General features: G+C 40.4%; 15 protein-coding genes. 3 read left to right on the top strand and 12 right to left on the bottom strand.

Annotated features, from left to right (window positions below; all coding sequences use genetic code 11):
* Positions 1-39: 39 nt before the first annotated feature.
* A complete protein-coding gene (locus tag NST65_RS08585) occupies positions 40-747 on the bottom strand; it encodes a cytochrome c biogenesis protein CcdA (RefSeq protein WP_024427084.1) in 708 nt (235 codons plus the stop codon).
* A 214-nt stretch (positions 748-961) separates the two neighbouring features.
* Here NST65_RS08585 and NST65_RS08580 point away from each other — a divergent pair, with 214 nt between their 5' ends.
* On the top strand, positions 962-1129 hold the full coding sequence (locus NST65_RS08580; protein ID WP_008343814.1) for an aspartyl-phosphate phosphatase Spo0E family protein: 168 nt from the start codon (positions 962-964) through the stop codon (positions 1127-1129).
* Between the two features lie 262 nt (positions 1130-1391).
* Here the strand turns inward: NST65_RS08580 and NST65_RS08575 are convergent, their stop codons facing one another.
* From NST65_RS08575 to yneA, 6 genes are all read right to left on the bottom strand, one after another.
* Entirely contained in the window at positions 1392-1610 is a 219-nt protein-coding gene (locus tag NST65_RS08575) for a YneF family protein (protein WP_003212379.1), read from the bottom strand.
* Positions 1611-1694: 84 nt separating this feature from the next.
* Positions 1695-2141 carry a sporulation inhibitor of replication protein SirA gene (gene sirA / locus NST65_RS08570; RefSeq protein ID WP_024425134.1) on the bottom strand — a complete coding sequence of 149 codons (447 nt, stop codon included), beginning with the start codon at positions 2139-2141 and terminating at the stop codon, positions 1695-1697.
* A 205-nt stretch (positions 2142-2346) separates the two neighbouring features.
* Positions 2347-4350: a transketolase gene (gene tkt / locus NST65_RS08565; RefSeq protein ID WP_024427083.1), complete on the bottom strand. Its 2004-nt coding sequence runs from the start codon at positions 4348-4350 to the stop codon at positions 2347-2349.
* Between the two features lie 187 nt (positions 4351-4537).
* Positions 4538-4768 (bottom strand): DUF896 domain-containing protein, encoded by a 231-nt coding sequence (locus NST65_RS08560; RefSeq protein WP_024425132.1) that lies wholly within the window; start codon positions 4766-4768, stop codon positions 4538-4540.
* A 69-nt stretch (positions 4769-4837) separates the two neighbouring features.
* The gene (locus NST65_RS08555) at positions 4838-5485 is read right to left on the bottom strand and encodes a recombinase family protein (protein ID WP_034283427.1); all 648 of its coding nucleotides are present in this window, start codon (positions 5483-5485) and stop codon (positions 4838-4840) included.
* Between the two features lie 17 nt (positions 5486-5502).
* Positions 5503-5814 (bottom strand): cell division suppressor protein YneA, encoded by a 312-nt coding sequence (yneA, locus tag NST65_RS08550; RefSeq protein ID WP_111927432.1) that lies wholly within the window; start codon positions 5812-5814, stop codon positions 5503-5505.
* Between the two features lie 158 nt (positions 5815-5972).
* On the opposite strand from yneA, the gene lexA reads away from it, so the two are divergent.
* On the top strand, positions 5973-6593 hold the full coding sequence (gene lexA, locus NST65_RS08545) for a transcriptional repressor LexA (RefSeq protein ID WP_034283422.1): 621 nt from the start codon (positions 5973-5975) through the stop codon (positions 6591-6593).
* Between the two features lie 45 nt (positions 6594-6638).
* On the opposite strand, the gene NST65_RS08540 is transcribed toward lexA, so the two are convergent.
* Entirely contained in the window at positions 6639-7073 is a 435-nt protein-coding gene (locus NST65_RS08540; protein ID WP_111927431.1) for a hypothetical protein, read from the bottom strand.
* A gap of 296 nt (positions 7074-7369) precedes the next feature.
* Between NST65_RS08540 and NST65_RS08535 the strand changes: the two genes are divergently transcribed.
* Entirely contained in the window at positions 7370-7912 is a 543-nt protein-coding gene (locus NST65_RS08535; RefSeq protein ID WP_041109224.1) for an IseA DL-endopeptidase inhibitor family protein, read from the top strand.
* A 32-nt stretch (positions 7913-7944) separates the two neighbouring features.
* Here the strand turns inward: NST65_RS08535 and NST65_RS08530 are convergent, their stop codons facing one another.
* The 4 genes from NST65_RS08530 to NST65_RS08515 all read right to left on the bottom strand — a co-directional run bounded on the left by NST65_RS08530 (position 7945) and on the right by NST65_RS08515 (position 13824).
* Complete coding sequence (locus NST65_RS08530; protein ID WP_041117519.1) at positions 7945-8793, bottom strand: STAS domain-containing protein; 849 nt, start codon at positions 8791-8793, stop codon at positions 7945-7947.
* 145 nt (positions 8794-8938) lie between these two features.
* Entirely contained in the window at positions 8939-9319 is a 381-nt protein-coding gene (locus NST65_RS08525) for a NucA/NucB deoxyribonuclease domain-containing protein (RefSeq protein ID WP_044335941.1), read from the bottom strand.
* A gap of 259 nt (positions 9320-9578) precedes the next feature.
* Positions 9579-10487, bottom strand: coding sequence for a trypsin-like serine protease (locus NST65_RS08520; RefSeq protein WP_024425124.1), 909 nt, complete (start codon positions 10485-10487; stop codon positions 9579-9581).
* A 193-nt stretch (positions 10488-10680) separates the two neighbouring features.
* A complete protein-coding gene (locus NST65_RS08515) occupies positions 10681-13824 on the bottom strand; it encodes a bifunctional cytochrome P450/NADPH--P450 reductase (protein ID WP_211044056.1) in 3144 nt (1047 codons plus the stop codon).
* Positions 13825-13829: the final 5 nt, after the last annotated feature.

Raw genomic sequence — 13829 nt, 5'->3', positions numbered from 1 at the left:
ACGAAAAAAAACCATTCGCCGCGACTGTAGAAAACGATTTCAAAAGCCTGTAAAGCCGCCAAACAATGATGAGAACATGATGATAATCCATGTCAGAAGATCAAAGAACAGCAAAATCCCTACCACAATCATAATGATTCCGCCAATTCGCATGATGAGCTGCTGACGTTTTCTGATCCACGCCATTTTCGTAATGAAAAAGGAGAGAATAAAAAACGGGACGGCAAATCCAAAAACATACGCAATCATATACATAACCGCCGACTCAGGATGGTTACTCGCCAGTGTGATAACAGCGGATAAAATAGGTCCAGTACAAGGTGTCCATCCAGCGGCAAAGCCCATTCCGATGAGAATGGATCCAAAAAAACCAGCAGGACGGTTTTTGAACTGGATTCTCTTTTCGCCCATGAGGAAAGAGGGCTTGAATACGCCAAGAGTCATAAAACCAAAGAAAATAATGAGGATGGCTCCAATTTGACGAATCGCTTGATGATAATCATTAAAAAACTTCCCGACAAACGATGTCCCAAAGCCAATCGCAATAAATATAATAGAGAACCCAACTAAAAAGAATAAAGTATGAAGCAGACTTCTTCTTCTCAGCATCACCTTCTCGGATTTCACTTCATCTATACTAACGCCCGTAATATACGATAAAAACGCTGGATAAAGCGGCAGACAGCACGGTGAAATAAAAGAAAGAAATCCTGCTCCAAATGCTAAAAAGTAATTCAAATCTGTCAAAAGAACACCCCCTTCTTACAATATACAATAAGAGATGACAAAATCATTTCATTTTTTTTACATCACCTCAATAAAGATGGTCTATTCTCTTAAAACCTTATATAATTTAATTTGACATCAAGATAATGAATCCTTTAAATTTGAAAATAAACCTTAAAATGGATATAATAGAATCGATTCTTTTTATCAAGATTTGCATGAAAGGAACATGACTTTGGTAAAAACATCATTATTAACTCAAATCGAAGAAAAAAGAGAAGAGCTGATGAAAGTTGTCTTGCATAATGGGATGACATCAACAGTGACCATCGAACATAGCCAGCAGCTAGATCATCTCCTCTTACAATATCAACGACACTTACACTCAAACTCAGCCAACTAATCATACTTCATGATATCAAACATGCCGCACCATTTTTAGAACAGTTGATATGTGTGACCATAAACGAAACAAAAAACCTCTGACTTAGGGGTTTTTTGTTTTTTACATACTCTTGACGCCATAATAAAAACCACCTTCCCTGCTTCATTCATGCAAGTACAGTGGTTTTAAGCGTCTGATGAAGGTGAATTGAATAAAGAAAGGACAATGCTTGTCCATTCTTTAAAACCATGTTCCATCTATGATCATAATATCGTACGTATTATTTCGCTTGGTTGTTCATGGCTTTCATCATTTGATTGATTTTCTTCTGGGACGGTTTCATGCCCATTTGCATCATCATCATTCGAAGCATTTGTTCATTAATCGGTGGATTCTTTTTCAAATAGCTCATCATATACTTACGAGCAATAAAGAATCCGAGTGCAACTCCTGCAAGCAGTGCAACAACGCCTACAAGGATGACAACCCATAAATCCATAATTCTTCCTCCTTCATGTTGTCTCGTATAAAGTGTACTAAACAAAAGGCTATTATACAACATTTCACGTTCAATTTTATTTTTTTAAACAAAATTCCTCACTTTTACTGGATTGAGCCATCCGTGTTTCTTTGAACTAAAGTCCATTGCAAGAAAACAAGGGCTGATTTTTCTCAGCACTTCAAAAAACACCGCTTCTGCCTCATAACTGCCAGTGGCAGACATTTGAATATACCGGTCTTTAATAATAAATGCTGCAGTTCCTTTTCCATCTGGTAAGGAAGCGCTGTAAATCGAGCCTATTTGTGTATAGTGAATGTTCGTTAAGTTATTCATTAGACGCTGGTGCATATGAAAAGCAGGGATTCGTTTCGTCACATAATCCACTTGCTTCACAAGCATTACAAGTTCATCGTCAGTGCGGTTCGTCCAATGTAACGACTCAAACAAATGAAACAAAATCGATTCTCTGCCAAAATAGTGATGCGCAAATTCATCCTCAATCCAATAAATATAATAATGACGTTCCATGTCTATCCCTTCCTTTCACATTTCGTCAATCTCGTTTATTGCTTGTATTATACAAAAATGTGAAAGAAAGAATTGTCTATATATGAAGCAAGAAGAAACTAGTTTTGTCAAAAAAACAAGAAAAAAGAAAAAAGAAAAAAGTTTGCAGAGCGGATGAAAATGCTCTGCAAACAGATAGCAAAAAAGCATGATGCTTGGAGTTCGTTTATTTATTCAGCTTCGCTTTCACACGGCTGACTACATTGCTGACAGTAAAGCCGTATTTCTCGATAATGGTTTCTCCTGGTGCAGAAGCGCCAAATTTATCAATTGCAATCACGTCACCATCAAGCCCCGTGTAACGCTCCCAGCCAAGTGAAGCACCCATTTCAATTGCAATACGTGCACGTACTGCTTTAGGAAGAACGGATTCTTTGTATTCGTCTGACTGCTGATCGAAGCGATCCCATGCAGGAAGGCTGACAACAGACGCGCGGATACCTTCTTTTTCAAGTGCCTTTTGTGCTTCAATGGCTAAACCAACCTCAGATCCTGAAGCGAGTAGAAGTGCTTCCGGCTGTGCATCAGCTGCTTCAACCACAACGTATCCACCTTTTTCTACTCCCTCATATGCCTTCTCTGGTGCCTGGTCAATTGTTGGAAGGTTTTGACGAGTAAGAACTAGTGCTGTCGGTTTATCCGTTGAAGATACAGCTAGTTTCCACGCTGCAGCTGTTTCATTTCCATCTGCTGGGCGGATAACGGAAAGATTAGGCATCGCACGCAGTGAAGCAAGCTGTTCAACCGGTTCATGCGTTGGACCATCTTCACCAACAGCGATACTATCATGAGTAAAGACGTAAGTGACTGGAAGTCCCATTAAGGCAGCAAGACGAATCGCTGGTCTTAAGTAATCTGAGAAAACAAAGAACGTTCCGCCGAATACACGAAGACCGCCGTGAAGTGCCATACCATTGAGCGCTGCACCCATTGCAAATTCTCTGACACCGAACCAAATGTTTTTGCCGGCATAATTATTTTTCCCGAAATCATCTGTGTTTTTAATCGTTGTTTTATTTGATCCAGCAAGGTCAGCAGACCCGCCAATAAAGAAAGGTACTTGCTTTGCAATGCCATTTAACACTTCACCTGAAGATGCGCGGGAAGCAAGGCTTGAACCTGCTTCATAAACAGGAATTTCTTGATCCCAATTCTCAGGAAGCTTTCCTTCAATCGCAAGCTTCAGCTGTGCTGCCAGCTCTGGATATTCTTTTTCGTATTGCGCAAACAATTCATTCCACGCTGCTTCTTTTTTCTGTCCAGCGTCTTTGACAGCTTCTTTGAAATGATCGTACACTTCAGAAGGTACATGGAAATCTTCTTCAAACGTCCAAGAGTAAGCTTCCTTCGTCAGCTTTGCTTCCTCGCTGCCAAGCGGTGCACCATGCACACCAGACGTTCCCGCACGGTTTGGAGATCCGAAACCGATCGTTGTTTTCACTTCGATTAATGTAGGTCTGTCTGTGCTTTGCTTCGCCTTTTCAATAGCAGCTGTTACTTCTTCGATGTTGTTGCCGTCTTTCACGTAAAGAACTTCCCAGTTCATCGCTTCAAAACGATTCTTCACATTTTCAGAGAATGAACGATCTAAATCGCCATCTAAAGAAATGTCATTTGAATCGTAAAGAACGATTAAACGGCCTAAGCCTAAATGACCAGCAAGTGAAGCTGCTTCAGAGGAAATTCCCTCCATTAAGTCTCCATCTCCACAAATGCTGTATGTATAGTGGTCTACAACATGAAAGTTGTCTTTGTTATACGTTTCCGCAAGATGTCTTTCTGCAAGTGCCATTCCTACTGCCATAGCAATTCCCTGGCCTAAAGGACCCGTTGTCGCGTCTACGCCTTCTGTGTGTCCAAATTCAGGATGTCCAGGTGTTTTGCTTCCCCATTGGCGGAATTGTTTTAAATCTTCAATGCTCAGATTGTATCCGCTTAAATGAAGCATGCTGTATAGAAGCATAGAACCATGGCCCGCAGATAAAACAAAGCGGTCTCTGTTAAACCAATTTGGATTTTGCGGACTTACGTTTAAGTGATTCGTCCATAAAGCGTATGCCATTGGTGCAGCACCCATCGGCATTCCTGGGTGACCGGAATTCGCTTTTTCAATTGCGTCTATGGAGAGAGTACGTATTGTTGCAATAGATTTCAATTCAATCGTTTCCATATAAATCCCCTTCCGTATCTTGTGTACACCATTATCATAAATCTACTGTCCTTTTTTCACAACTATTTCACGCTGAAAAAGAAGGATTTTGTCACATTTAGTTTATCGATCACCTAAAAAGTTATGCAAATATGAAAAAAGACGAGAATATTCTTCCCATCTTTTCAAAATTCAAGAAATCACAGCCTTAATGAAGGTTCTGATCTTTTTCTCTTTTTAATTTTTCTGGTGTGACATCGTTTCCTTCAGGGTCAACGATTTTGACAGTTTTAAGTGTATTTTTCATAGAAGAACGAAAAGCTTTTAAATACTCTTCTCTCAACTGCTTTTGTTCTGTTTTTTCAGCGTCTGATAAACCGGTTTCTTTCGACTTTTTTGAAAGCTCATTTATTCTTGCAAGCTGTTCTTTAGAAATCATGACAAACTCCTTTAAAGCATTTTCTCTACATACTACTAAATATCAATCATTTTGACAACAAATCACGCTTTAGGTGGTAAGGCCTTTTTCATATTCTTGATACCTTCTATGCACTGTTGCTTTTGAAATGTCAAAACCTAATGCCTGAAGAGTTGCGGCAATTTCGGCGAACGTCATGTTATTTTTTCTTAATCGAACAATTTCTGAAATAGGCACTTCAATACGCTCACGGCCAGGTGCATGGTCCTGCTGCCTTAAATTTAGTTCAGGCTGATATCCGCGCTCAACAGCCCTTTTCATCCCCCGCTTGATTTTCAGGTTATGAATTTTCCGTTGGTACTCTTCGACGACTCCTACAATCTCGATGACCATTTCATCTGCTTCTGAAAGCTCAAGCTCTCCTCTATGAAACACGCTGTATACCTTTACGTTCTCTTTAAATAGACAATGAAGAAGCGCAATTTTAGCTTGTCCTCTTCCAAGACGTGTTTCATCTTGGATAAGAACGGCATCGATCGACTCTTCCTTCAGTGCAGCAAGCATTTCAAACACGCCATCACGATCTAGCTCATATCCACTTGCTTTTTCTTTGATGACTTTGACCACATTCATCTTGTGCATGGCAGCTAAAGCCAGCAGTTCTTCTTCTTGTCTTTTCAGCGAGGTTTCCTGCTCTTCTTTCACAGTGCTTACTCTCGCATAAATGATTGCGTTCATGTCTTCAATCGACCTTTCTACTGTACTGTTGCAAGCTGATATACGACTGGATGCTCTTTTTTCACGGGTATGACAAGAATGTCTCCAGGCTGGATTTCTGTTGAAGCAAGATCATTGTGTTCTGTTACCCAGTCAATAAATGCATTTTTGTCGATTGATTTGCTGTCATTTACTTGATCAGCTAATCCCCAAAGAGTATCTCCTGATTGAACCTCTATTTTAACATATTGATTTGAATCATTATGGCTTGTGACTGCAATAAGTGAGAGAAATATGCCAACGATGAATGAGAATACCCCAATAAAAATAATACATTCTTTTAACCTCATAATGTCATCTCTCCTAATAGAATGTGCGTTCGCTCTTTCTGTCTCTCATTATAAATACGAACAAACGTTTCTGTCAAACGTTTTTTCGAACCTATGTTTGTACTGTTAGGAAAAACATGCTATAATTTCTTTAAAATTGACGTTTTGAGGTGCAAAAGATGACGAAGCTATCAAAAAGACAACTCGATATCCTGAAATTCATCAAAGATGAAGTAAAAAGCAAGGGTTATCCCCCATCCGTCCGTGAAATTGGAGAAGCTGTCGGTCTAGCATCCAGTTCAACGGTCCATGGACATTTAGCTAGACTGGAAACAAAGGGCTTAATAAGAAGAGACCCGACAAAACCTAGAGCGATCGAAGTACTAGATGAAGAGGAAATGAATATTCCAAAGAGTGCTGTAATGAACGTTCCAGTCATCGGAAAAGTAACCGCCGGCCTTCCTATCACAGCTGTTGAGAATGTAGAAGAATACTTCCCTCTTCCAGAGACTTTTGCAGCACCAGACGAACAAGTGTTTATGCTTGAAATTATGGGAGAAAGTATGATTGATGCAGGTATTTTGGACAAGGACTATGTCATTGTGCGTCAGCAAAGCACCGCTAACAATGGAGATATTGTGGTCGCCATGACAGAGGAAGATGAAGCGACAGTGAAACGTTTCTATAAAGAAAATACACACTTTAGATTACAGCCAGAGAATCCATCAATGGAACCGATTATTTTACAGAATGTGAGTATACTAGGTAAAGTGATTGGCGTATTTCGAAATATTCATTAAAAAAAGCCGGTATTTCATCAGCAGCTGATGAAAACCGGCTTTTTCTTATGCACAAGAATATGCAAGAATACTTGAGCTTGGGAAGGAACCAAATGTAAAGTTCGGCCATATAAAGCCAGTTGTTCGGCCAAAAGGCTGTGAGGAAAGAACGAACATTAAAAATACTTGACCGTTTCTCAAAAGCACAATCGTCCATCTTCTATTACATCCCGCTGCAAATTGTACAGTTTGATGGCCTCCGCCAACACCTTGCCCCGATATAAGCGACTGCATACTTTGTGGCTGAGAGAGTGCTTGCTGATACTGGGAAATGATATGCTGCGGCGGTGCCGGCGGTGCTGAGTGTCCGCCTGAACCTTGCCCTCCTCCGATTGGAAACCCAGGAAAACCTCCAATTTGAGGAATAGAAATCGATGGCAATCCCTGCATCTGCCTATCATATGAGTAACCATTCCACATATCTTCATACGGTTGATACATACGAAACACCACTTTCTTTAGACTTTCATCACGACAGTATATGTCATAAATAAAAAAGAGTGTTAAACGTCTAAATAGAAATTTTTCCAAAAGACGTTTCGTTCTTCTTTAGAACGGTTATATAATGTTTAAGAAGAAAAATAAAAAAAATGAAAACTTTTTGTCTCCCTCAAACGTTATATAATTAGAAACAAAAGAAATAAAAAAACATTTAGATTTAATACTTGTAATATCACTGTAATTATTGTAACATTTGTAACATAAGAAGTTTTCATTGAGAAAAGGAGGCAATCGCCTTGAAAAAATTATTTGTTTTATTAACTGCTATTATGCTTATGATCTCATTACAAACAACAACATTGGCCGCTTCCAAGAAATCAGCCGCTTTGACTAATAAAGAAGCGTTACATATTGCCCTTGATGCAAGAGAACATTTTTGGAGTGCAATGTCAGGCTACAAAATTAAAGACCATTCTAATGTCAAATTAAAATCATTTACCTATAAAGATATGACGTACAACTATCTTTCTAAAACATTTGATACAAAGAAAAAATTAAACAGCTACCTATCTCAAGTTTTCACTCAAGATGCCATCAAACATGGTTTAAAAGATTATCAGTTCATTGTTCATAAAGGCAAAATGGCTGTTCCAGTCGGTGATGGAGACAACATGCTCAATTGGGAAAAAGCCACACCTAAACTTGTTTCTAAAAAACAAACGGTCCGCACATATGAATTTACTGTCCCAACACTTGATGGACGCAAAGTAAAACGAACTGTTACGTACGAAAAAGTACAAAAAAATTGGAAAGTCACACAAATTGACGCTGTCATCTAAATTAAAAACCAGGCCATTCATCGGCCTGGTTTTTATATTGAAGAAAATTCAGTCATACGGTCCAGTGCGTGAGCAAGTGATGATGCCGTGCGAAATTCATTAAAAGGAAGCCCGAGCTGCACTGCTGTTTGGGCAATTTCTGGTCTAATCCCTGAAATGGTCGTCTCTACTCCAATTAACCGAAGTGACGTGACAAGATCAAAGATTTGATGAGCCACCATTGTATCAATAATGACCACACCCGATAGATCAATACATAAATGCTGAACACCTTTTTGCGAGCACTGATTTAGCGTATTTTCTAAAATAATCTTTGCTCTCGCTGTGTCAATGTCACCTACTAAAGGCAATAACGCAATCTGGCTTTTTAAGACAATCACCGGTGAGCTCAATTCGTAAATCATATCTCTTTGAGCCACGAGTTTTTCGGTTGTATTTTTCACATATTGCTGGATAAACACATGGATTGAAATATTAAACGCTTCGGAAATTAAATCATACCAATAAAAGATGCGGTCAATATCAATTTCATCTTGACGCTGTTTGATAAATTCTTTTAAGTAATGCAGAACCACTCTTTGATTGGACATGTATTCTCTCACGACATAATCTAATGGTGTATTTAAATGCTTTGGGTCACTGGCTAATTCCTCAGACCATTTTTTAAATTCAGTATGTAAATACGTCTTATCTTCAATAATAGCTCGTATAAAATGCTGGTAATAATCTTGATTCTGCCGTTTTAGCTCTGATATGATGCTGGAATCTGTTGAACGATATATGGATTCTGGATCATCGTCCTCAATTGATTCATACCATGTTTCGGTCAGCTCCTCTGCATGCTGCATAAAAAAATCGTATAATGCACGGTTCTTATCCATAAGCAAATGTCCCTTCACATTTTCTTCTTGTCAGTCTTTGTACCTTATAGATTGATTGTACCACTGAATCTTTTGTCCCTGCTAGCTCGAATAGGCTCTGATGATAAACAAAAGAGCCCCCCACTCTAGGGAGACTCTTTCCGATTTATTTCACAATGAATAATATTCTTTTCCCATCAGGAAACCCGCTGATTTGGTGCCCGACCCATGAGCCTGCTCCCCTATTATCAGATGGACTAACATATTGTACGCTTGCGCCTTTTCCTCCCTCAAGACAAACCGCCATTGGCCATTCATCCCGGTCAAAGCCAGGTTTTGTCGGAATTCCTTTTAATGATTCTTGCCTGCGGGCATCTGCTCCATTTCGGTCAATGGTACACACATCTGAATGCCCTTTTCGAATGGCTTCTTGAATATGACTGCCTGTTTCAGGGTACCTTTCCTTTGGAAATTGAACGACATGATCATATCGATCAGCCCCTTTTGCTGCCTGCTTCTCTCCAAATCCACCTAACAACGTGCCCATCCATATCACAAAACATAAGGCGACAGCAGCGATCCAGCCTCTTTTCATCTTCAAAAGCGCGTGACCCTCCTCATCCATCTTAAGCATCATCTTGACTGAAAGGAAATGTGTCATTTTAATGTATGAGTGGTGCGCAGATGACATGAGAAAAAAATGATGAGGCTCTCAATCTCAAATCTCTCAGGTTAGAAATATGAATTCTATCAAATCAATTCATACAAAAAAGCTTGTCCCCTATGAAGGAAACAAGCTCTATTTTTTATTGCGCTTTCGCATAGTTTATAAACTCAACAAAAGCAGCTGTCGCTTTCGGACCGCCATTTATCGTTCCGTTTGAATACCCAGCGTTATGAACGCCAACGATTTGCTGGTTCTGATCCAGCATGGCAGAACCTGAATTTCCGCTGAATGTATCAATCGTATAGTACGCTAGATTCGTATCTTCTCTCGTCACAGGACCTGACATCTCCCACTGTGACACCTTGCCAGTCGATCTCATTTTATCACCAGGATATCCTGAGATTTTAATGGTTGTCCCAGTCAAGTTTGTCACCTGGCGGATGGATCGGTAGCCGACCGTATTGCCAATGTTCGTATCGGTTTTGATCACGGCAAAGTCATATTGGCTTGCTCCAGTATTAATATATCCGCTTGGCACATAGAACTCAGTCATTTTTGCTGAACCATTCACCGCAGTACTATCATTCATACCAGGATATACAGTCCCTTTCTCACTATAGCTTCTCGATGCCGTATTATATACGCAGTGTCCGTTTGTCAAAATTTTGTTAGGAGCAATGAGTGTTCCCGTACAGCTTGAGCCGCCAAATGTAATATAAGCAATCGAATTGTATGGTGCCACTCTTGTATTTGCAACTTTGGTTCTACCATCGTCTCCAATGACGACTTTCGTTTGAAAATCTTTTAAATATTTTGATAGTGGTTTTACTTTTTCGCCAACAGTAGAAGAAAGATCATCCACTTTGTCAAAGGATGAGGGGGCTTTCGTATCATTGTGGAAATCACTTGAAGAAATCACTTTACCATCAGAAGTCACCATGTCATAATCAGACGTTAGTACTGAATCCGATGCGGCATGGGCAAAACTAGGCACACTTAAAGCACCAAAAACGAGAAGAGAAGGGAGTAACATTTTCACCTTTTTCATCATATTCCTCCTTTATGTCCTATATCAAAAATCATACGATTGTTTCATATTGGAGTAAATGAGAGAATATTCTTATTTTTTACAAAATATTTCATTTCCAAATTAGGTGTTTTGTATCTTCCCAATCTTCATTCTATCGATCTCTTTCTATGAGAACAAAAAAAACCGCCTAATAGGCGGTCTTTCCTCTTTGTCAGCTCCACACATCTTTTACATATCTATTGTCATTTGCGAGGGTTGTCAGCCAATTTTCAGCTGTTTCTCTCGAGCATTGTTTCTCGTTTTGATAAAGATCGATCAGTGTAGCCTCTACCTCTGGGGCCATAACTTTTCCGTCTCCGCACACGTACAGATAAGCACCTTGATCAAGCAATTCGATCAGCATGCCGCCCTCTTCTTTCAACAAATGCTGGACATATACTTTTTGCTCATCGTAACGAGAATAAGCACGATGGATATGGACAACTCCGTTTTGCGCTGCAAGCTGCATTTCATCATAATACAGATCATCTTCCTGAGGGTGACGGCAGCCAAAATATAGGTGGGCTTCGCCTAGCTGCTTCCCTTCCTTCTGCCACACTTCTCTTGCCTGAACAAATCCTCTAAATGGAGCGATTCCTGTACCTGGTCCAATCATAATCATCGGTATGTCTGATGAAGGGGGCAGCTGGAATCCGTCTTGCGCTTCATGCAGGAAGCAGGCTACTTCTTCCCCTTCTTTCAGACCACATAAATAGGTTGATGCGACTCCGGCATATTCTCCGCTTCCGCTCCATGCTTTACCTTTTACAACCGCCACTGTGATACTGACTTTTTCTTCATCTACCTTTGGCGAGCTAGAAATCGAGTAATAACGCGGCTTCAAACCTGGTAAAAGCGCCAAAAAGTGCACAAACGGCAGCTCACACGCTTCATATTGATCTAATAAATCCAGCATGGTTACTCGTTTCTTTAAGATGGCTTCTTGATATGCTTCACCAGCCATTTTTTCAAGCTCCACGCGGTGAGGCGGACATACAGTATGTGCTGCGAGCTCTCTTAACTGTGTACGTGTTGCAGGCTCTTGAAGCTCAACATGCGAGGCAAGTAATTCTTTGATTGGAATCGGCTGATCTAATGGTAAATGACTTGCCTCTTTCTCAGATGAAAGCTTAATGTGCTGTTCAGGATCTAGTTTAAAGCGGCGGGTCACACGCTGAACGAGTGCATCACTATTTTTCGGTACAATCCCAATATGATCGCCTTCTTTGTATGCTTTTCCAGCAGGTAATTTTAATTCAATATGTCTTGTCTGCCGTGTGCTTTTTTCTGATTGTAATTCTTCATTTTTCAATACAACAGCTGAAAAGGCATCATATATTTTAGCTACAGGACGCTCCACTAGCTCATTAGTATAAGCAACTGATAGGTTTGGTTTTTCCTTTCCCTTTTCTTGGAAGGTGAGCTTAAATTCTTTTGCAAGCTGTTCGAAGACATTTTTCTGGAAGATTTCTTTATCCTCATCCATATCACCGCCTGCATCGCCTTCACCTATATCCGTTACACGCTTCGCCCCTTTTCTTTCAAGTGCTTCATCAATCAGACGAGGAATACGCTGGTACGTACTCGCCCAATTTCGATCTCCGCATCCAAAGACAGCAAATGTCACGTTTGATAAATCCTGCTCTTCATCCTGCGCCAGCCAATCCACAAATTGCTTCGCATTGTCAGGCGGATGTCCGTTGTATGAAGCGGTCACGATGAAGACAGCACCTGTATCTGGCAATTGGCGTGTAAAGTCATCAAGCGGCGCAGTAGTCACATCAAATCCTTTTGCTTTCCCGTCTTCAGCCAGTTCGTTCGCTATTTGCTTTGCTGTGCCAAGATTTGATCCGTACAAAACTAGCAGCGGTGTACCGTGACTCGCCACTTTTGACTCACTAGAATTGGTGCTTTTCTTCGGTTCTTCCTTCGGTGGTGCCATAAAGAATTGCTGCTTCCTTGGCCGTACTTTGATTTTAAAATCGTTAGGTTTAATTGTGAGAGATTCTTTTAAATCTAGCTCATAAGATGTGTGGTCAATTAACTCTAAATTGTGCAGAACCATCGCGAGAACCATCGTAGCTTCATGCAGGGCGAACTGCATACCGATACATGCACGCTGGCCATTTCCGAACGGTTTATAGGCATGCTGCGGAATTTTCTCAGGGTGCATAAACCGCTCTGGTTTAAAGTCTTCTGCATCCTCTCCCCATACCGCTTGATCACGGTGTAGTTTAGGGAGCAGAACAGAGACACTTTGATTCTTTTGAATCGGATATTTCCCCCCGATTACTGTGTCCTCTTTCGCATAAAGAGAGAACGTAGGCGCTGTTGGCCAGAGGCGGAGAGCTTCATTTAACACCATACGAGTGTAGCTTAGCTTTTGCACCTGTTTAAATGCCGGAAGCCCGCCCTGCAGCACCTCATCTGCTTCCTGGACGGCTTTCTTTAATTTCTCTGGATTCTTCAGTAAGAAATAAATCGCAAATGATAGCAGCCCGCTTGTTGTTTCGTGTCCTGCAATTAAGAAGGTGATGATTTGATAACGGATATTTTCATCGGATAAACGTTCACCTGTTTCAGGGTCCTCTGCATGCAGCATAAGAGACAGTAAATCATCGCCCGTTTTATCTTGTTTTCTTCGTTCCTGAATAATGTCATCTACTAATTTCTTCATAAAATCGACATGCTGTTCAAATTCTTTTCTTCTTTTGATCATCAGTTTATCTGCAATTGGCAATCGGCTCGACTGCTCCATTGCTTCATTTAAACCTTTCAGCATGCTGTCGATGAACGGATGCTGATTTTCTTTATAAAAGCTGTTAAAGCGAAAATCAAAACCGCAAAGGCCGATTGTATCTAAAGTCAGCTTTGTCATATCCTCAGCTACTTCAATTTCTTCATCGCGGCCTGTTCTTTGCCATTTTTGCACAAGCTGTGTGGCAATATCGAGCATCATTTCATGATAGCCCTTCATGGCCTGCTGGCTGAATGCAGGCATCAAAATTTGATGAGCCTTTCTCCAGTTCGGTTCTTCTGTCCAGCTTGTAAATAGTCCATCCCCTGAAAATGCTCTAACTTTACTCAGACTAGTCCCAATATATTTATCAAAACGGCTCTCGTCACATACTTCTTTGACAAGTTCATGGCTGGAAACAAAAATACTTGTTGCATTTGAAAATTCAAACTGAAAGATCGGTCCTAATTCATCTGCCAGCCGCCAAAAGGTTTGAGAAAGCTCTCCTTTTTTTATATGGGGAATATTTTTAAAAGGTCCGTATGTTTTTGGTTTTGGAATGATTGATGGTTGCTTCATATGCC

It is taken from the genome of Bacillus sp. FSL P4-0248 (genome assembly GCF_038593305.1).
GTDB lineage: Bacteria > Bacillota > Bacilli > Bacillales > Bacillaceae > Bacillus > Bacillus safensis.
This window is presented reverse-complemented; position numbering and strand designations above follow the sequence as displayed.